Here is an 18,935-nt window from a genome sequence, read left to right on the forward strand (position 1 = left end):
CGCCCGGCATGGCGGGGGGATGGACGAGACGCCCGCGCCGCCGCCACCGCCGACCGGTCAGGTGATCGTGCTGGAGCCCCTGGTCGCGCGCGTGCTGGCGCCCAATCCGTCGCCCTTCACCTACACCGGCACGCAGACCCATCTGGTCGGCACCGCCGACCTCGCCGTGATCGATCCCGGCCCCGCCGATGCGGCGCATCACCAGGCGCTGCTGCGCGCCATCGCCGGGCGGCCGGTGACGGCGATCGTCGTGACGCATCACCATCGCGACCATTCGCCCGGCACGCGGGCGTTGCAGGCGGCGACCGGCGCGCCGATCGTCGGCGCCGCGCCCGTCTTCCTCGCCGACGACGGCCCGCGTGCCGACGCCGCCTTCGACACCGACTATTCGCCGGACCGCGTGCTGATCGAGGGCGACACCGTGGCGGGGGAGGGCTGGACGCTGGCGGCGATCGCCACGCCCGGCCACACCGGCAACCACCTGGCCTTCGCGCTGCCGGAAACGGGGGCGCTGTTCTCCGGCGATCATGTGATGGGCTGGTCCACCAGCATCGTCTCGCCGCCCGACGGCGACATGGGCGACTACATGGCGAGCCTGGAGAAGCTGCTCGCGCGCGAGGATCGCGTCTACTACCCTGGGCACGGCGAGGCGGTGGAGCGGCCGCAGCGGCTGGTGCGCGGGCTCCTCGGCCATCGCAGGCAGCGCGAGGGGCAGATCCTGCGCCTCCTCGCCGATGTGCCGCGCGGCATCGCCGCGATGGTGGAGAAGATGTACGTCGGCCTCGATCCCCGGCTGCTTCCCGCGGCGGAACGATCGGTGCTGGCGCACCTGATCGACCTCGAACGCCGCGGCCGCGTGCGCCGCGACGGCGCGGTGTGGGTCGCCGCCTGACCAACACAGGTGTTTGTCCGCGGCGCCGATCGGGCGTATCGTGGTCGCCTGGTCGATGGGCAAGGGGGGCTTGCAATGGCGACACGGGCGATGACGGGCGCGCGGGTGCGCGCTTTTTCGGCGGAACGGCGGCTCTTTGTCGGCCTGGCGATCGCGATGGCCTTCACCATCGTCGCCGGCTTCTCGCTGCAATGGCTGATGGGACGGTCCAGCTTCACCGAGTCGCCGGCGCGGCTCCACGTCCATGCGATGCTGTTCATGGGATGGGTCGGATTGTACCTGGCGCAGACGCTGCTGGGGGTCGGGGCGGCCGGGCCGACATCGATCGCGCTGCACCGGCGGCTCGGCTGGATCGGTGCGGGCTGGGCGATCGTGATGGTCGTCGTCGGCGTCTACGTCACGGTGGGGATGGTCCGGCGCGGGGCGGTGCCGTTCTTCTTCACCCCCGCCTATTTCCTGTTCATGGACCTTCTCGCGGTGCTCGTGTTCGGCGGGCTGGTCGCGGCGGCGATCGTGCTGCGTCGGCGCACCGCGTGGCATAGCCGGCTGATGGTGTGCGCGATGGCGGTGCTGACCGGCCCCGCGATCGGGCGGATGGTTCCGGTGCCGCTGGTGATGCCGTGGGTCGGGCTGTCGGTGTTCGCCGTCGTCATCCTGTTTCCGCTGGCGGGCATGATCGCGGATCGCCGCCGGTACGGTACCCACCCGGCATGGCTGGCGGGACTGGCGACGCTGGCGGCGATGCAGCTCGCGATCGAGCTGCTGCCGCGCTCGGCGGCGGGGCTCGCCCTCTATCGCGCGGTCGCCGCCGGGTCGCCGGGCGCAGCGGTTGCACCCGACGCCTACCCGCCACCCCCCTGGGCGACGGCGCCGAGGGCCGGGTAGGGCGGCTGATCCCGCGCGCCGCCGATGCTGGCGCCTTGATCCCGGCGCCCCGCCGGGCCATCTGCGGCGCATGGAACAGCCGCTGAACCTCAAGGGCCTCGACCTGCGCGCCGAGATCGACCGCCTCCGCAAGGAGCGCAATGCCGTGATCCTGGCGCATTACTATCAGAAGCCCGAGTTGCAGGACCTCGCGGACTTCGTCGGCGACAGCCTGGACCTCAGTCGCAAGGCGGCGGAAACGGATGCGGACGTCATCGCCTTCTGCGGCGTCCGCTTCATGGCGGAAACGGCGAAGATCCTCTCGCCGCACAAGACGGTGGTCCTGCCCGACATGGACGCCGGCTGCTCTCTGGAGGACAGCTGCCCGCCCGAGCAGTTCGCCGCGTTCCGCGCGCAGCACCCGGATGCGATCGCGCTGACGTACATCAACTGTTCCGCCGCGGTGAAGGCGCTGAGCGACGTCATCGTCACCAGCTCCTCGGCGGAGAAGATCCTGTCGCAGATTCCGAAGGACCAGCCGATCATCTTCGGCCCCGACCGCAACCTCGGCGGCTATCTCGCGCGCAAGACGGGGCGGGACCTGATCCTGTGGCCGGGCGTATGCATCGTGCACGAGGCGTTCAGCGAGACGGAGCTGCTGAAGCTGAGGGCGCAGTACCCCGCTGCCCCGATCGCGGCGCATCCGGAATGCCCCGCGATCATCCTCGACCATGCCGATTATGTCGGGTCGACCCGCGGCATCCTGGAATACGCGCAGGCGATGACGGCGGACACGCTGATCGTCGCCACCGAACCGCATATCATCCATCAGATGGAGAAGGCGCTGCCCGGCAAGACCTTCATCGGCGCGCCGGGCGCGGACGGAAACTGCAATTGCAACATCTGCCCGTACATGGCGCTGAACACGATGGAGAAGCTGTACGTCGCGCTGCGCGACCTGGAACCGCGGATCGAGATCGAGGAGGACCTGCGGCTCAAGGCGAAGAAGAGCCTGGACGCGATGCTGGCCATGGCGAGCGCGACCCTGGGGCAGGGGGATCTGGGACCGGCCAGGGTGACGGGCGACTGACCTCGCTTCGACGTGATGGGGAGATGAAATGACGATGGCCATGCAGGGTGGAGTGCTCGCGCTCGCCATCGGATTGGCGATGCCGGCGGCGGCGCAGGACGCGAGCCTGTCCACGCGCGTGCCGCAGGCCCATGTCGATGCCTTCGTCAGGGACTGCGCCGTCAACGCGCCGATCGCGTCATGCACCTGCATCATCGGGAACCTGAACGACAGCGCGGACGGGCAGGTGTCGATGGACATGGTGGGCTTGATGCGGCTGAAGCCGCAGCCGTCCAAGCCGGACGTGCTCGCGCTGCTCAACCGCCACGGGCTGCGCCCCGGCCAGCTGACGTCTGCGCTCGAACGCGGGCAGAAGATCCTGGCCGCCCTCGCGCCGACCTGCGACTGACGCCCGCCGGAGCAGCCACGTCCTGTAGGCATCAAACCGACCGACGCGCGGGCGACGCGACGTCCGCTAGCGCGCCAGGCGCCCGTCCTCCAGCGCCGCCATCTCGAACGGGAACAGCACCTCGGGCTTTGGCGCCTTCACCTCCGCCGCCACCTCCGCTGGGGCGAGCGTGCGCAGCAGATGGCGGATCACGTTCCGCCGGGCGCGCTTCTTGTTGTCGGCGCGCACGCAGATCCAGGGGGCGAGCGGGATGTGCGTGCGCGTCAGCATGGCGTCGCGCGCGGCGGTGTAATCGTCCCACTTGTCCTGCGCGACCGCGTCCAGTGCGGAGACCTTCAGCGCTTTCAGCGGGTCGGTGCGCCTCCGCTCCAGCCGCTCCGCCTGCTCCTCCTTCGAGATGTCGAGCCACAGCTTGACCAGCGCGATCCCGCTCTCGACCAGCATCGCTTCGAACCCCGGCACATCCGCCAGGAACCGCGCCTGCTCCGCCGGCGTCGAGAAGCCGTTCACCACCTCCACGCCCGCGCGATTGTACCAGCTGCGGTTGAAGATCACGAGCTCGCCCGCCGCGGGCAGATGCGCGACGTAGCGCTGGAAATACCATTGCGACCGCTCGCGGTCGCTCGGCTTGGGCAGCGCGACGACGCGGGTGTTGCGCACCGACAGATGTTCGGTCACGCGCTTGATCGTCCCGTCCTTGCCCGCGGTGTCGCGCCCCTCCAGCACGACGATCGCGCGCGCGCCGCTCGCCGCCATGGCCTGCTGCATCCGCACCAGCCCCAGCTGGAGCGCGTCTTCCTCGGCGGCGTGATCGGACATGAATGCTCCTGCTTGTGACGGCCTGTGCCGACCGTTACGCACCTCGGTCATGAAACGTTTCATTGCGCTCGCGTTCCTGCCCCTTCTCGCCGCCGCCCCCGCCGCCGACCGCTACCTGTGGCTGGAGGAGATAGAGGGGCCGCGCGCGCTGGAGCAGGTGAGGGCGTGGAACGCCGAAACCGAGGCGCTGCTGACGAGGGATCCGCGCTACGAACCCGATCGCGCGCGCGCGAAGGCGATCCTCGACGACGAGGCGCAGATCGCGACGCCCGACGCGGTGATCGGCGACCGCGTGCTGAACCTGTGGCGCGACGCGAGGAACCCGCGCGGGCTGTGGCGCGCCTCGCCGCTCGACGCCTATGCCGCGGGCAAGCCGAAGTGGACGACGCTGATCGACGTCGATGCGCTCGGCAAGGCGGAGGGGCAGAGCTGGGTCTGGCACGGCGCGCGCTGCCTGGAGCCGGCCTACACGCGCTGCCTGGTCTCGCTCAGCCCCGGCGGCACCGACGCCGACACGGTGCGCGAGTTCGACCTGACGACGGGCAAGTTCGTCGCCGGCGGCTTCGTCCTGCCGCAATCGAGCCAGTCGGCGGCGTGGATCGACCGGGACACGCTTCTCGTCGCACGCGACTGGGGCGCGGGCTCGCTGGGTCGCACCGGTCGCCCGCGCATCGCGAAGGTGTGGAAGCGCGGCACGCCGCTGTCGGCGGCGACGACGGTGTACGAGCAGGACGCGGCGCGCACGCCGATCGGCGTCTCCGCGCTGGTCGACGCCACCATGCGGCGGCCGATGATCCGCGCGGGCAAGACGTTTTTCGACACCGACTATCTCTTCCGCGTCCCCTCGGGCCGCTTCGTTCGCCTGCCCGTGCCCGCGCGCGCCGACGTGGTGGACGTGATCGACGGTCGCGCCATCGTGCGCCTGAACGATGCCGCCGGCGGGCAGCCGGCGGGATCGCTGGTGGCCTATTCGCTGGCGGCGCTGGACCGCGGCGAGACGCCGCGCGCGGAGCCGGTCTTCGCGCCGTTGGCCAGCCAGGCGGTCGAGGAGGTGGAGGCGACCGACCGCGTCTTGTTCGTAAAGGTGCTGGACGACGTTGCCGGAAGGCTGCTGGCGCTATCGCGGGGCGCCGACGGGCGCTGGGTCCAGCGGTCGATCGCGCTGCCCGCGAACAGCACCGTGCACATCGCGGGCGTATCCGGCGGACGCGACCTCGCCTTCGTCACGGTCGAAGGGATGCTGACCCCGCCGACGCTCTACGCGGTTCCCGCCGCGGGTTCAGTGACGAAGGTCCAGTCGCTACCCGCGCGCTTCGACGCGCGGCAGTTCGACGTGGCGCAGCGTTTCGCGACATCCCGCGATGGCACGAAGGTGCCCTATTTTCTCGTCACGAAGAAGGGCGCGAAGCGGCCTGCACCAGCGCTGATCCACGCTTATGGCGGTTTCCGCAACGCGCAGACGCCGACCTATCTCACCGACCAGCCCTATCGCGCCGGCCCGCTCGCGCTCAGCTTCGTGGAGCGCGGCGGTGCCTATGTCCTCGCCAATCTGCGCGGCGGGGGCGAGTACGGCCCGCGCTGGCACGAGGCGGGAGTGCGTGAGAAACGGCAGAACGTGTTCGACGACCTGCACGCGGTCGCCGACGACCTGGTGCGCACCGGCGTCAGCGCGAAGAAGCGGATCGCCATCTCGGGCCGGTCCAACGGCGGCCTGCTGGTCGGCGTCGCGATGCAGCAGCGGCCGGACCTGTACGGCGCGGTGATCGCCGGATCGCCGCTGGAGGACATGCAGCGCTATACGAAGATGTCCGCGGGGGCGCTGTGGATCGACGAATATGGCGATCCCGACGTGCCCACAGACTGGGCGTTCATGCGCCGCTACTCGCCCTATCAGAACGTGAAGGCGGGCGTGCGCTACCCGCCGGTGCTGTTCTACCTGTCGACCAAGGACGACCGCGTCCATCCCGGCCACGCGCGGAAGCTGGCGGCGTTGCTGAAGCAGACGGGCAACACCGTCTACTATCACGAATATCTCGAGGGCGGCCACTCGGTCGGCGCGGACCACGCGGAAGACGCGCGGCGCGCGGCGCTGCTGCAGGCGTTCCTGGCGCGGGAGATCGGACCGTTGGACGAAGGCAGATAGACGCTCCGCTCTGGGCGGAGCGTGGCAGGCTATCCTGCGTCTGCTACCAGCACGTGCGTCCGTCGGTCGAGATGTTGATGTAGAGGAAGTTCCTCGCCTTGCCCGCCGTCTCCAACGCGTTCACGCCGTGGTAGCTGTTGTTCGAGCACGGAAAGAAGACGCCCAGGTTGGGCTTCGGCTTCAGCGTGGCGACCACGTCGACCAGCGCCGGCTTGGGATGCCGCTCGTGCTCGGCCGGCGACTTGTCGCTCTTGTGCGCGTAGATGTTCAACTCGCCGCCCTCGATGCCCTCTGCCTCCAGATCGCTGAAGTAGAGAATGAGCGAGCACAGACGGTTGCTGCGGTCGCAGTGCGGCGGCTTGGCGTAGCCGGCGAAGCTCTTCTCGACGTCGAGGCGGGTGAACAGCGTCGGGATCCTGTTCCGGTTCCGGCCGAGACCGTCGACGATCCTGCCGAGCCGTTCCCCGATCGTCTGCCGCGCCGTCAGCGTCGAGCGCGATTCGACCATGTCGCGCCGGTACGCGGCGGGATCCACCGTGATCGAGCAGCCCAGCCCGGCGAGATCGTCGCCGAACACATCGAGGAATGTCGTCACGAAGGCGGCGGAGTTGATATAGGCGTCCAGCTCGGCCCAGGCGGCGGAGCCGGCGACCAGCCGGTCGTAGGCGAGATCGCCCCGATAGATGTCGAAGCCGGTGCCGGCCCCCACCCGGCTTCCGGTCGCCCCCGTCTGCGAGAACTGATCCTCGAACGATGCGGATGTCGGGAAGTCGGCGCTCAGTCGCGCGAACAGATCAGGCGGCAGGAAGTCCATTTTGGCGACATGCGGAAATGGCGTCGCGACGACGTCCGAACGATCGATCTGAAGCACTGTCTTCCCCCCATCGTGCCCGGCATCGGACAAGATTCCCCGCTCGCAGGATTCTTCGGGCGAAGCATCGGGGTCAAGGGGTAACTGTCGGGCGGGTGGTCAGATCTTGGGACTCGCCGATCCGATGAATGCTGCCCATGTTGTCGGAAGCGCACCGCTGTTCGACTTCCCGACGTTACTGCTTTCCTTGAGAAATCATGATGATAAACGGATCGCAGCGCGATCCACGCTTCTTGTCGCGGGTGGATGCGCTCGGCAGCGCCAGGAGCGGCGTGATGACCGTCCGGTATCCACCACGCCGCGACCTTCCCGTTCTGGTGCGGCCGATGCCGCTCAGTCGACCAGTTCGACCGCGAGCGCCGTCGCCTCGCCGCCGCCGATGCACAGCGACGCGACGCCCTTCTTCAGACCACGATGCTTCAGCGCGGCGACCAGCGTGGTGATGATACGCGCGCCCGACGCGCCGATCGGGTGGCCGAGCGCGGTGGCACCACCGTGGACGTTGATCTTGTCGTGCGGGATGCCGAGGTCGTGCATCGCGAACATCGCGACGCAGGCGAACGCCTCGTTCACCTCGAACAGGTCGACGTCGCCGATCTGCCAGCCCGCCTTGTCCAGCAGCTTCTGGATCGCGCCCACGGGCGCGGTGGTGAAGGCGGACGGCTCCTGCGCGTGCGCGGCGTGCGCCACGATGCGCGCGACCGGCTTCTGCCCCTTCGCCGTCGCCACGCTCTCGCGCGTCAGCACCAGCGCGGCGGCGCCGTCGCTGATCGAGCTGCTGGTCGCCGCGGTGATCGTCCCGTCCTTGGCGAAGGCGGGCTTCAGCGTGGGAATCTTGTCGGGCATACCCTTGCCGGGCTGCTCGTCGGTGTCGACCGTCACGTCGCCCTTGCGGGTCTTCACGGTGACGGGGACGATCTCCTCGGCGAAGGCGCCCGACCTGATCGCCTCCTGCGCGCGGCGCAGCGATTCGATCGAGTAATCGTCCTGCGCCGCCCGCGTCAGCTGATACTCGTTGGCGGTGTCCTGCGCGAAGGTGCCCATCGCGCGGCCGGCCTCGTAGGCGTCCTCAAGTCCGTCGAGGAACATGTGGTCGTAAGCGGTGTCGTGGCCGATGCGCGCGCCGGAACGGTGCTTCTTGAGCAGGTACGGCGCGTTCGTCATGCTCTCCATGCCGCCCGCGACGATCAGGTCGGCGGAGCCCGCCGCGATCGCCTCCGCTCCCATGATGACCGTCTGCATACCCGAGCCGCAGACCTTGTTCACCGTGGTCGCCTGGACCGACTTGGGCAGGCCCGCCTTGATCGCCGCCTGCCGCGCGGGCGCCTGGCCGAGGCCGGCGGGAAGGACGCAGCCCATGTAGATGCGCTCCACGTCCGCGCCGTCGACGCCGGCACGCTCGACCGCCGCCTTCACCGCGGTGGCGCCGAGGTCCGTGGCGGAGACGTCGGCGAGCGCGCCCTGCATTCCGCCCATCGGCGTGCGTGCGTAGGACAGGATGACGACGGGATCGGTTGCCATGGTGCTCCACTCCGGATCGGTTATTAGGGGGTCGGTTATGCTGCGCTGCATCTAGATCATGGTCAGTCGCTTTTCAAACCGGGCCGAATTGCCGTGCATCAGCCGGCCTCCTACGCCCGCGTCCGTGCAAATCGTCGATCTTTTCAAATGGTACGCCGCCGCCAGCGGCACGATCGCGGCCTTCATGGTGTCGCTCGACTCGGGGCGCCGAGTGACAGGATGGGGGATGGTGCTGTTCGTCACCTCGTCCGTCGCTTGGATCACCGGCGCCTTCCTGACGAAGGACGAGCCGCTGGGCGCGCAAAATGTCGTGCTGCTCGGCATCAATTCCTTCGGCGTCTATCGCTACCTGATCCGCAAGCGCGGTGCCTGAGGCGCTCGCCTGGCCGCTCGCGCTCGCGCTGCTGGGCGCGGTGATGGGCAGCTTTCTGTCGACGCTGGCGATCCGCTGGCCGGCAGGGCGCGCGATGGGCGGACGATCGGCGTGTGACGGATGCGCGCGGCGACTGACCGCGATCGAGCTGGTGCCGGTGCTCGGCTGGATCGCGGGGCGGGGACGGTGCCGCACCTGCGCCGCCGCGATCGATCCGCGCCATCCGTCGTTCGAGCTCGGCTGCGCGGCGATCGGCGCGCTGTCGGGCGTGGTCGCGCCGGGGCCGGTGGGCGCGTCCGGCGCGGCGTTCGGCTGGCTGCTGCTGACGCTGGCGGCGATCGACGCGGCGGAGCTGTGGCTGCCCGACCCGCTGGTGCTGGCGCTCGCGCTGCTCGGGCTGGCGAGCGCGGCGGTGGCGCCACCCGATCTTGCAGCGCGACTGATCGGCGGCGCGGCAGGCTTCGCGTCGCTGTGGCTGGTGGCCGCCGGCTACCGCGCGGCGCGCGGGCGCGAGGGGCTGGGCGGGGGCGATCCCAAGCTGTTCGGCGCGATCGGGCTGTGGCTCGGCTGGCGGCTGCTGCCCGCGGTGCTGCTGCTGGCGGCCCTCGTCGGGCTGGGTCTCGTTCTCCTGCAGCGGTGGCGCGGGCGGACGGTCGCGGCCGACGACGCGGTGCCGTTCGGCGCGTTCCTCTGCGTGGCGGCTTACCCCGCGTGGGTCGCGATGGTAGGGGCGGGCGGATGATCGCCGTGCTGCTCCTCCTTGCGCTTCAGGCCGCCACGTCGATCGACGGGCTGCCGATCGGCGGCCTGCCGCGCCAGGCGCTGCCGGCGAGGGGGTGCGCCGCCTATCTGTTCACCACCGGCACGACGCGCACCTTCGCCGCGATGGCGGCGCCGACGTCGCTGCGCATCGCGGTGAACGGAAAGCTTGTGGACCTGCCGCGCGTCGCCGGCCAGGGTGCTGAGGTGCGCGGGCTGGCGCGGGAGGGCGAGTATCGTGTCGACGGCATCACCGCGCGCCTGTCGATGACGATCGTCGAGCGGCAGGACCTGGCGCAGGGCGCCGCAGTGACCGAGGCGGTGCTGACGCTGGAACGCGCCGGCAAGGACGCCGTGGCGGTCCCGCTCGCCGGACTGGTGGGCTGCGCGGCATAGCCAATCGCTCCGGTTCGTGCTTCAGTTGCCGATGACAACGCAACGGCGACGGGGAGAGGGCGGATGAGGGCTTTGCTGGAGGCGCAGCGCGCCGCGTTCATGGCGGCGCTGCCGGAGCCGCTGTCGGTGCGCAAGGATCGGCTGACGCGCGCCGCCGCGATGGTGGGCGACCATGCCGACCGCTTCTGCGACGCGCTGAGCGAGGATTTCGGCCACCGCAGCCGCGAACAGTCGATGATGACCGACATCGCCGGATCGATCGCGCCGCTGAAGCACGCGCTGAAGCACGTGGATCGCTGGGCAAGGGCGGAAAAGCGCAAGGTGCAGTTCCCGCTCGGCCTGCTTGGCGCCAGGGCGCGGGTGGAATACCAGCCCAAGGGCGTGGTCGGCGTGATCTCGCCGTGGAACTTCCCGATCAACCTGGTCATGTCGCCGCTGGCCGGCATCTTCGCCGCGGGCAACCGCGCGATGGTGAAGACCAGCGAGTTCACGCCCGCGACGTCCGCCCTGTTCGAGGAGGTGGTCGGCCGCTACTTCGCCGCGGAGGAGCTGGCGTTCGTGTCGGGCGGGCCGGAGGCGGGGAAGGCGTTCGCCGAGCTGCCGTTCGATCACCTGATCTTCACCGGCGCCACCGGGATCGCGAAGCATATCCTCCACGCCGCGGCGGACAATCTGGTGCCCGTCACGCTGGAACTGGGCGGGAAGAGCCCGGTGATCGTGGGCAGGGATGCCGATATCCGCCAGGCGACCGAGCGGGTGGCGATCGGCAAGATGCTGAACGCCGGGCAGATCTGCCTCGCGCCCGACTATATGCTGGTGCCGGCGGAGCAGCAGGCGGCGGTAGTCGAGGGGCTGAAGACCGCGGCGAGCGCGATGTACCCGACGCTGCTGTCCAATCCCGACTATACGGCGATCATCAACGACCGCCACCACCAGCGGCTGGCCGAGTGGATCGACGACGCCCGCGCGAAGGGCGCCACGGTGGAGGTGGTCAATCCCGCCGGCGAGGATTTCGCCACCGCGAACTCGCGCAAGATGCCGCTCCACATCGTCACCGACGTGACCGACGACATGACGATCATGCAGGAGGAGATCTTCGGCCCCGTGCTGCCGGTCCGCCGCTACGAGGCCGGGATCGATGCGGCGATCGCCGAGGTGAACCGTCGCGACCGGCCGCTCGCCGTCTATTATTTCGGCAAGGACGAGGGCGAGAAGCGCCGCGTGCTGGACCGCACCATCTCCGGCGGGGCGACCGTTAACGACGTGATCTTCCACGTCTCGATGGAAGACCTGCCGTTCGGCGGCGTGGGTCCGTCGGGCATGGGCGCATACCATGGACGCGACGGGTTCGTGACGTTCAGCCACGCCAAGGCGGTGTACCAGCAGCCGAAGATCGACGTGGCGAAGCTCGCCGGGCTGAAGCCGCCCTACGGCGCGGCGACGAGAAAGGCCGTGGCGGCGCAGATGAAGCGCTAGCGGCAGCAAAAAGCCCGGCGGTGGATCACCGCCGGGCCGCAGGAGACCGGACCTCAATGGGTAGAGGCGATCTCTTCCTTCAACTTCAGCTTCTGCTTCTTCATGTCGGCGATCGCGATCGAGTCGGGCAGCGGGCGCTGCGATTCGATGGAGATGCGCTCGTCGAGCACGGCACGCTTGGCCTCAAGGGCCGAGATGTGTGCAGACTGCATGGGCAGATGCCTCCTAAAGCGGTTGACGGGGTAGGGATTGAACCACGAACGCGTGAAAAAGTCGCGCAGGGAATTGCTTGGGCGCGGCCGATCGTCGTGTATGCGCGATGATGTGTGTTAGCGTTCGTTGCCGGCGCTCCGGCCCAGGGGGAACATGGACGAGGGAAAGATCCTGGCGCGGCTCAACCTGCTGCGGATCGAGCATCGCGACCTGGACGCGTCGATCGTCGCGCTGGGCGAGGGCGGGGCGCCCGACCAGCTGCGGCTGGCCCGGCTGAAGAAGCGCAAGCTGTCGCTGCGCGACGAGATCGCGCGGCTGGAAGACATGCTGATCCCCGACATCATCGCCTGATCCCAGCGGGCCGGGGGGGGCGCGCGGGATAAAGAGGGTTAACGCGCAGGTCGCATTGGAAACGTCGGCGCGGCTGTGGCATTCATCACCCCGTGCTGCCCGAAGAACCCACCACCCGCCTCCACGAGCGGCTGATCGACACCTTCTACGTCGATGCCATGCTGCTGGCCGACGAGGCGCGCAGCTATTTCGACGAGGGCGGGCGGATCGAGCGCGAGTCGCTCGCGCCAATGACGCGCGTGGCGTTCAGTTGCGAATCGCTGAAGGTGACGACGCGGCTGATGCACGTCATCGCCTGGCTGCTGACGCAGCGCGCGGTCCACGCGGGCGAACTGAGCCCGCAGCAGGCGCTGGAGCCGTCGCGCCGGCTGGGCGAGGCTCCGGTGACGGAGGCGGGGCTGCTCGACGTCCTGCCGCACCAGGCCCGCGCGCTGGTGGCGTCGAGCATCGAGCTCCACCGCCGCGTCGCGCGGCTGGACGAGGCGCAGGCCGGCGGGCCGCGCGCGGCGAGCCCGGCGCGCTCGATGCTCGACCGGCTGGCCACCGCTTTCTAGGGATTGCGCAACACTTCCGCCCGCCGTTCGACCTGAGCGCAGTCGAAGGCTACTCGCACAGCACCACGGGCGGCGGCAATCGTCGTCACGGCGGCCCGCAGCAGACCGCCGACAACGAAAAGGCCGGGTCATCGCTGACCCGGCCTCGTCCACGTCCTGCGTGGTTTTCCAATGGCGCGCCCGGAACGATTCGAACGTCCGACCCTCAGATTCGTAGTCTGATGCTCTATCCAGCTGAGCTACGGGCGCCCTTTGGAGCGGCGCTGTTAGACGGGCTTTTTTGATCGCGCAAGGGCGTTGCGTCGCTTTTCTGCGCGGCTTACGCCCGGCGGCGATGATGCGTCGTTCCGCTGTGCCCGCCCTTTTCTCCGCCGCGCTGCTGGCGGCGTGTTCCACCGCTGGCGACGGCGACTTCCCCTCGCTCGCGCCGCGACCGCAGGAGAAGCTGGGCTTCGCCGAACCGGAGGCGCCTCCCGCGGCGCCGGTGGCGGCGGACCCCGCGCTCGACGCGCGGATCGCTGCGGTGGCGCGCGACCGTGCGGCGGCCGACACCGCGTTCGACGCGGCGGCAACGCGGGCGGAGCGGGCGGCGGCACGCGCAGGGGCGCGGGGAAGCGACGCGTGGCTCGACGCGCAGACCGCGATGGGAGCGCTGGACGTGGCGCGCGGGCAGCAGCGCGACGCGGCCGACGCGCTGGAGGAGCTGGCGGCGGCGCGGGCGGGCGCGCTCGCACCGGAATACCCTCCGCTCACCCGCGCGCTGGCGGCGGCGCGTGCCGGGATCGAGGCGCAGACGCGCCGCGCCGACGCGATCGCGGCGCGGCTGCGCTAGGCGTCAGATACCCAGCCGAAGCGTCACACGCAGGTCGCGGCCGGCCAGGGGCGCGAAATCCTTCAGCACGCTGGCGTGGCGGCGCGCCTCCACGTCGAAGATGTTGTTCGCACTCAGCAGGATTGAGCGGCGATCGCCATCGCCCCACGGCCGGAAGGCGAGCGAGGCGTTGACCAGCGTGTAGCCGTCGGTCGCCGTCTCGAACGCCGCGGTGCGGTCCTGCTCGAAGGCGTGCTCCACCTCCACGCGCGCCGTGGTGGCGGGGCCGGCGGCCTCCACCGCGCCGAGCAGGCGAAGCGGCGGAATGCGGGGCACAGGTCCGCGGTCCACCACCGTCGCGCGGACGTAGTCGCCGATCAGCTCGGCCGTCAGTACGTGGCCGGCGACGGTGCCCAGCCGCAGGGCGGCATCAGCCTCCAGGCCCCAGTAGCGCGCGTCGGCCTGCTGGTACTGGAAGCAGGGAAGCTCGACCTCCTCGCCGCCCGCCGCTGCCTGGCACACCGCGCCGTCGACCTGCGTGTCGTAGATGAAGCCGTCGAACCAATTGTGATAGGCGGACGCGTCGAGGCTGAACGGCCCGCTGTGCGCGTGGAACGTGGCCTCCAGTCCCCAGCTCCGCTCTGTGCGTGCGTTCGGGTTGCCCAGCTCGTACGCCTGCGTGCCGGCGTGCGCGCCGTTGGAGAACAGCTCCTCCGCCGACGGAGCGCGCGCCGTGCGCGAGCCGTTCACGCCGATGCGGACTCCCTCGCCCAGCGCGTAGGAGGCGCCGAGCGAGCCGGAGAAGGCGTCGTAGCTGCGCGATCCGGCGAAGAAGCGCGGTGCGTCGGCGACGGGGCGCGCGGTGAGGCTGGTATGTTCGTAGCGGACGCCGCCTTCCGCGCGGAAATCGCCGAAGTTGAACTGCTGGAGGGTGAACACGCCGACCTGCTCGGTCTCGCTGGGCGGCAGGAACGCCTCCTCTCCGATCGCCTCGAAGTCGCGGCCGAGATATTGCACGCCGCTCGCCCCGGTCCAGCCGCCGCGGGTGGCCTGTACCACTTCCAGCCGGCCCTCGGTCCCCTTGTTGAGGAAGGTGGTGCCGATCGCGCCGTCCTCCTCCAGCTCGTCGTGGCGATAGTCGGCGTGGCCCAGCCGCAGCCGGATCGCGTCGAGCAGGTCGCCGCCGGTCTTCACCTCGGCGCGCAGGTCGACGCGGTCCTGCCGCACGTCCAGCCGCGGCGCCTCCGCCTCCTGTCCCGGCGCGATCGCGTAGCGGATCGGCACGCCGTAGAGGCTGTCGTAATGGCCGTAGGAAATGCCAAGCGAGCCACCGTCGGTGACCAGCGCGGCGCCGACCCCGGCCGTCCACGTCTCCACCGCGCTGTTCGGCAGGCGATCGCGCAGCTGCGTCGCGGGTACCAGTTCGGCGTCGCCGGTCGCCAGCGCTGCGGCGCGCGCCTCGCGCGACAGCACGTGCCCGCCGATGCGCAGGTCGTCCGCCTTCAGGTATGAGCCGTTGACGTTCACGACGAATCGCGGCCCGATCGCCACGTCGGCGGAGGCGGCGACGTTCCGCTGGTCCGCGGCGGAACCGTAGCCGGCGATGGCGTCGAGCCGATAGCCCGCCTCCGGCACGCGGCGCGGGATTCGCGCGTCGATGACGTTCACGACGCCGCCGACCGCGGACGAGCCGTACAGCAAGGCGACGGGACCGCGCAGGACCTCGATCCGCTCGGCCAGCAGGGGATCGATGACGACGGCGTGATCGACCGAGCTGCTCGCCGCGTCGAACGAGCCGATGCCGTCGGTCAGGATGCGCACGCGGTCGCCGGAAAAGCCGCGCAGGATCGGACGCGAGGCGTTGGGGCCGAAGGACGTGGCGGAGACGCCGGGCAGCCGCGCCAGCGTCTCGCCGATCGTCGGCCGCAGCTCGCGCGTCAGCGCCTCGCCGGACAGGACGGACGTGCCCTGCAGCACGTCGGTCTCCGACTGGCGGATCGGCGCGGTGACGATCAGGTCGTCGGAACGGTGCGCGTCGCGCGGGCGCGGGGCCTGCTGCGCCGCGGCGGGCGCGGGCAGGGCGAGCAGCGCGGTGGTGGCGAGCAGCAGGAACTTCATGACGCGACTCCGATCGACAAGGTGCTGCCGGCCGAATAGCGCAATGTTACATCATATCAAGTGGCGGGATGTTCTGCGCGCATCAGGCGCGCCCGCGCACCAGCAGCATCAGCACGCCGCCGATCAGCGTCAGCGCGGACAGCGCCGCCATCACCGCGCCGAAATCGTCCGGCGTCGCCAGCCACCAGGTGAGCAGCGGCCCGGCCAGCGCCGGCAGCGTGTTGGCGAGGTTCAGCAGGCCGAGATCGCGCCCGCGGTGCGCCGGATTGGGCAGCAGCTGCATCGCGAAGCCGGCGTGGAGCGCCAGGAAGGTAGCGGACCCGACCGCGTAGAGCGCGAACCCCGCCGCGCCCGCGTTCCAGTCACCTGCGCGGGCCATCAGCGCCAGTCCCGCCGCGCCGCCCAGTGCGGCGGCGAACAGGAACGGCTTGCGCCGACCGCTGCGGTCGGACCAGCGGCCCAGCAGCATCGCGACCGGCAGCGCCGCCGCGAAGGCGAGAGTCAGCAGGCTGCCCACCCGCGGCGCCAGCGCGGCGGACGACGCGCCGGCGACGATGCTGGAGAAGTAATAGAGGAGGTAAAAGGATTGCGCGTTGCCCGCCGCCTGCACCAGCAGCCGCGCGGCCCAGGCGATCGCCAGGTCGCGGCGCAGCAGCGGCACCGCGCCGGCGGGCGGGGCGGCGGCGAGCGGCCGCGCGCGCAGCGTCAGCAGCGGCAGCTGGCACAGCAGCGCCAGCGCCGCGACGACGGCCAGCTGCGCCGCCTCGCCGGCGCCCCCCGCCGCCACCAGCCCGGCGGAGACGGCGGCGGCCACCGGCGCGGCGAGGGCGAGCAGGCCGCCCGCCACGCCCTTGCGATCGTCGGGCACCTCCTCCGCCATCATCGCCAGCAGCGGCGCCAGCAGCGCGTTGATCGCAGCCTGGAACAGCACCACGGCGACGACGATCGCGACGGGTTCCTGCGCCAAGGCGAGCGTGGCGTAGGACGCGGCCGTCATGGCTCCGCCGGCCGCCAGCCAGCCCCGCCGCCCGCGCCCGCGCGCGACCGCGCGGTCGCTCAGCCAGCCGAAAAGGATATTCGACGCGCTCGCCACCACCGCTCCCGCCACCATACAGGCGGTCAGCACGTCCAGCCGCGCCGCGCCCGCGATCCGTTCCACCTTCAGCGGCAGCAACAGGGAGAGCAGCGGCAGATAGCCGATCACCGCGCCGCTGTAGGCGAGCGCGTAGGATGCGAGGAGGAGAGGGGTACGCACACGGTTCACGATGCGGTGCTACCGCGACGAGCGCGCAGGGAAAAGGCCGCGGCGCCCCCCGGCACCGCGGCCCGTTCTTCCCGAGATACGCCGGGAAAGGAGAAACGCAGGAAGCGGGTCAGGCGACCGCGGCGGTCGCGCCCTCGGGCTCGCGCAGCACGTAGCCGCGGCCCCACACGGTTTCGATGTAATTCTCACCCTCGCACGCCATCGACAGCTTCTTGCGCAGCTTGCAGATGAAGACGTCGATGATCTTCAGCTCGGGCTCATCCATGCCGCCGTACAGGTGGTTGAGGAACATTTCCTTGGTCAGCGTGGTGCCCTTGCGCAGCGACAGCAGCTCCAGCATCGCATATTCCTTGCCGGTCAGGTGCACGCGGGCGCCGTCGACCTCCACGGTCTTCGCGTCCAGGTTCACTGCCAGCTTGCCGGTGCGGATGACCGATTGCGAATGGCCCTTCGACCGGCGCACCACCGCCTGGATGCGCGCCACCAGCTCCTCGCGGTGGAACGGCTTGGTGACGTAATCGTCGGCGCCGAAGCCGAACGAGCGGACCTTGGAGTCCATCTCGTTGATGCCGCTGAGGATCAGCACCGGGGTCGTGACCCGCGCGGTGCGCAGCTTCTTCAGGACGTCGTAGCCGTGCATGTCCGGCAGGTTGAGGTCGAGAAGGATGATGTCGTAGTCGTAGAGCTTGCCGAGGTCCAAGCCCTCTTCACCCAGGTCGGTATTGTAGACGTTGAACCCTTCGGTGGCGAGCATCAGCTCGATCGCCTTGGCGGTCGTCGGCTCGTCCTCGATCAGCAGCACGCGCATCGGCCATCCCCTGTCCGCAAGCCGTAGCGACCACCCCTGGCGCGGCTCCGGTCTGAAACATTAACCATCGCCCATCTGAACGCAAAAGGTTAATTCGCGATTAATCCAGGGTTCCCGGCGAGTCGTCCTTTGGTCGAACCGCCGGCGCGCGCAGGGTGCCGCGGGCGGTGAACAGCGTCCGCTCGCGCGACCGTGGGATATCCTCTCCCAGCACTTCGCGCAGGTACAGGCTGCGCACCAGCGTGAAGCCGACGACCAGGATTCCGCCGGAGAAGAACAGCCCGAACACGCCGAACACCGCGCCCGTGCCGATGATCGCGAACAGGCTGAGCGCGGGCGGGATCGCGATGACGCGGCTGGTGACGAACGGCGTCACGAAGTTGGTCTGCACCACGCGCACCACGGCGAAGACGGCGAGCGCACCGAGCAGCGGCTGCGTCCCCTGCGTGGCGGCGAGGCCGAGCGCGGGCAGCATCGCGGCGATCGGGCCGACATAGGGGATGAACTCGCTGACGCCGGTCAGCAGGCCCAGCGCGGCCGGGGAGGGGACGCCGACGAACCAGAGACCCACGCCCACCATCACGCCCATCGACGTCATCTGGATCAGCTGCGCGCGCAGCCACAGCAGCAGCGTGCTGGCGACATCGCCCAGCGCATCCTCCACCGCCGCACGCTTGGCGGGCGGCACCATCAGCAGGAAGCCGCGCTCGTACACCTTCGGATCGACGGCGAAGAAGATCGCGCCGAACAGCACGAGGACGGTGTTGAGCAGCAACTCGCCCACGCCGCGCGCCAGCTCGCCGATGTCCTGCGCCACGCGGCTGCCCGCGAACGCCGCCTGCACCGCGTCGGCCACCTTCTCGCCCACGGGCGACTGCGACATATAAGCGTCGAGCTGGAGCACCAGCCCCGGCAGGCGTTCGACCAGCACGTTCACCTGGCTGCGGAACTCGACGCCGAACAGCCAGCCGAGGAAGCCGATGAAGCCCAGCACGGTGAGGATCGCCATCGCCATCGCGGGCCGCTTGGGCGCGCGCAGCTTGCCTTCGTAGACGTCGGCGATGGCGTGGATGGCGATGGCGACCAGGATCGACCCGAAGGCCAGGATCAGCAGGTGCTGCGCCAGGTAGAGGGCGGCGAGCACTGCGGCGATCAGCGCGATCCACAGCACGCGGCGGATGAACCGCGCGTCCGCCTCGTCGGGCGTCAGACGGTTCATCGGCG

At 70.2% G+C, this 18,935-nt stretch carries 20 protein-coding genes and 1 tRNA gene; 12 read left to right on the plus strand and 9 right to left on the minus strand.

Going from position 1 to position 18,935, the window contains the following annotated elements; translation table 11 throughout:
• The first annotated feature begins 19 nt into the window (after positions 1–19).
• The 4 genes from HBH26_RS09600 (at position 20) to HBH26_RS09615 (ending at position 3,234) form a co-directional block, all read left to right on the plus strand.
• Positions 20–892: an MBL fold metallo-hydrolase gene (locus HBH26_RS09600; protein ID WP_168134382.1), complete on the plus strand. Its 873-nt coding sequence runs from the start codon at positions 20–22 to the stop codon at positions 890–892.
• Between the two features lie 75 nt (positions 893–967).
• Positions 968–1,777 carry a hypothetical protein gene (locus tag HBH26_RS09605; RefSeq protein ID WP_239024697.1) on the plus strand — a complete coding sequence of 270 codons (810 nt, stop codon included), beginning with the start codon at positions 968–970 and terminating at the stop codon, positions 1,775–1,777.
• A gap of 70 nt (positions 1,778–1,847) precedes the next feature.
• On the plus strand, positions 1,848–2,846 hold the full coding sequence (gene nadA / locus HBH26_RS09610; RefSeq protein WP_168134383.1) for a quinolinate synthase NadA: 999 nt from the start codon (positions 1,848–1,850) through the stop codon (positions 2,844–2,846).
• 28 nt (positions 2,847–2,874) lie between these two features.
• A complete protein-coding gene (locus HBH26_RS09615; RefSeq protein WP_168134384.1) occupies positions 2,875–3,234 on the plus strand; it encodes a hypothetical protein in 360 nt (119 codons plus the stop codon).
• A 66-nt stretch (positions 3,235–3,300) separates the two neighbouring features.
• Here the strand turns inward: HBH26_RS09615 and ppk2 are convergent, their stop codons facing one another.
• A complete protein-coding gene (gene ppk2 / locus HBH26_RS09620; RefSeq protein ID WP_168134385.1) occupies positions 3,301–4,053 on the minus strand; it encodes a polyphosphate kinase 2 in 753 nt (250 codons plus the stop codon).
• Positions 4,054–4,102: 49 nt separating this feature from the next.
• Here ppk2 and HBH26_RS09625 point away from each other — a divergent pair, with 49 nt between their 5' ends.
• On the plus strand, positions 4,103–6,196 hold the full coding sequence (locus HBH26_RS09625; protein WP_239024698.1) for a prolyl oligopeptidase family serine peptidase: 2,094 nt from the start codon (positions 4,103–4,105) through the stop codon (positions 6,194–6,196).
• 43 nt (positions 6,197–6,239) lie between these two features.
• Here the strand turns inward: HBH26_RS09625 and HBH26_RS09630 are convergent, their stop codons facing one another.
• Positions 6,240–7,010, minus strand: a complete 771-nt coding sequence (locus tag HBH26_RS09630) for a 2OG-Fe(II) oxygenase (RefSeq protein ID WP_168134387.1) — start codon at positions 7,008–7,010, stop codon at positions 6,240–6,242.
• A gap of 390 nt (positions 7,011–7,400) precedes the next feature.
• Positions 7,401–8,588: an acetyl-CoA C-acyltransferase gene (locus HBH26_RS09635; protein WP_168134388.1), complete on the minus strand. Its 1,188-nt coding sequence runs from the start codon at positions 8,586–8,588 to the stop codon at positions 7,401–7,403.
• A gap of 184 nt (positions 8,589–8,772) precedes the next feature.
• Between HBH26_RS09635 and HBH26_RS09640 the strand changes: the two genes are divergently transcribed.
• From HBH26_RS09640 to HBH26_RS09655, 4 genes are all read left to right on the plus strand, one after another.
• Positions 8,773–8,961, plus strand: a complete 189-nt coding sequence (locus HBH26_RS09640; RefSeq protein WP_239024712.1) for a hypothetical protein — start codon at positions 8,773–8,775, stop codon at positions 8,959–8,961.
• The gene (locus HBH26_RS09645) at positions 8,954–9,703 is read left to right on the plus strand and encodes a prepilin peptidase (protein ID WP_338057313.1); all 750 of its coding nucleotides are present in this window, start codon (positions 8,954–8,956) and stop codon (positions 9,701–9,703) included. Before HBH26_RS09640 ends, HBH26_RS09645 begins: the two co-directional genes overlap by 8 nt.
• The gene (locus HBH26_RS09650) at positions 9,700–10,116 is read left to right on the plus strand and encodes a hypothetical protein (RefSeq protein ID WP_168134389.1); all 417 of its coding nucleotides are present in this window, start codon (positions 9,700–9,702) and stop codon (positions 10,114–10,116) included. Before HBH26_RS09645 ends, HBH26_RS09650 begins: the two co-directional genes overlap by 4 nt.
• 63 nt (positions 10,117–10,179) lie before the next feature.
• A complete protein-coding gene (locus HBH26_RS09655; RefSeq protein ID WP_168134390.1) occupies positions 10,180–11,592 on the plus strand; it encodes a coniferyl aldehyde dehydrogenase in 1,413 nt (470 codons plus the stop codon).
• Between the two features lie 53 nt (positions 11,593–11,645).
• On the opposite strand, the gene HBH26_RS09660 is transcribed toward HBH26_RS09655, so the two are convergent.
• Complete coding sequence (locus HBH26_RS09660; RefSeq protein WP_168134391.1) at positions 11,646–11,804, minus strand: DUF465 domain-containing protein; 159 nt, start codon at positions 11,802–11,804, stop codon at positions 11,646–11,648.
• A 154-nt stretch (positions 11,805–11,958) separates the two neighbouring features.
• Here HBH26_RS09660 and HBH26_RS09665 point away from each other — a divergent pair, with 154 nt between their 5' ends.
• Positions 11,959–12,156, plus strand: a complete 198-nt coding sequence (locus HBH26_RS09665; protein ID WP_168134392.1) for a YdcH family protein — start codon at positions 11,959–11,961, stop codon at positions 12,154–12,156.
• A gap of 92 nt (positions 12,157–12,248) precedes the next feature.
• Complete coding sequence (locus HBH26_RS09670) at positions 12,249–12,710, plus strand: DUF1465 family protein (protein ID WP_420824986.1); 462 nt, start codon at positions 12,249–12,251, stop codon at positions 12,708–12,710.
• A gap of 172 nt (positions 12,711–12,882) precedes the next feature.
• On the opposite strand, the gene HBH26_RS09675 is transcribed toward HBH26_RS09670, so the two are convergent.
• Positions 12,883–12,959, minus strand: a tRNA-Arg gene (locus tag HBH26_RS09675).
• Positions 12,960–13,044: 85 nt separating this feature from the next.
• On the opposite strand from HBH26_RS09675, the gene HBH26_RS09680 reads away from it, so the two are divergent.
• Positions 13,045–13,542 carry a hypothetical protein gene (locus HBH26_RS09680; protein ID WP_168134393.1) on the plus strand — a complete coding sequence of 166 codons (498 nt, stop codon included), beginning with the start codon at positions 13,045–13,047 and terminating at the stop codon, positions 13,540–13,542.
• A gap of 3 nt (positions 13,543–13,545) precedes the next feature.
• Here HBH26_RS09680 and HBH26_RS09685 read toward each other — a convergent pair whose 3' ends face one another.
• From HBH26_RS09685 to HBH26_RS09700, 4 genes are all read right to left on the minus strand, one after another.
• Complete coding sequence (locus HBH26_RS09685) at positions 13,546–15,639, minus strand: TonB-dependent receptor domain-containing protein (RefSeq protein WP_168134394.1); 2,094 nt, start codon at positions 15,637–15,639, stop codon at positions 13,546–13,548.
• Positions 15,640–15,721: 82 nt separating this feature from the next.
• Positions 15,722–16,903 carry an MFS transporter gene (locus HBH26_RS21035; protein WP_338057314.1) on the minus strand — a complete coding sequence of 394 codons (1,182 nt, stop codon included), beginning with the start codon at positions 16,901–16,903 and terminating at the stop codon, positions 15,722–15,724.
• Positions 16,904–17,012: 109 nt separating this feature from the next.
• Positions 17,013–17,711 (minus strand): response regulator transcription factor CtrA, encoded by a 699-nt coding sequence (gene ctrA / locus HBH26_RS09695; RefSeq protein ID WP_168134395.1) that lies wholly within the window; start codon positions 17,709–17,711, stop codon positions 17,013–17,015.
• Between the two features lie 100 nt (positions 17,712–17,811).
• The gene (locus HBH26_RS09700; RefSeq protein ID WP_168134396.1) at positions 17,812–18,930 is read right to left on the minus strand and encodes an AI-2E family transporter; all 1,119 of its coding nucleotides are present in this window, start codon (positions 18,928–18,930) and stop codon (positions 17,812–17,814) included.
• Between the last annotated feature and the right edge of the window lie 5 nt (positions 18,931–18,935).

The sequence above is a fragment of the Sphingomonas corticis genome, assembly GCF_012035195.1.
GTDB classification, from domain to species: domain Bacteria; phylum Pseudomonadota; class Alphaproteobacteria; order Sphingomonadales; family Sphingomonadaceae; genus Sphingomonas; species Sphingomonas corticis.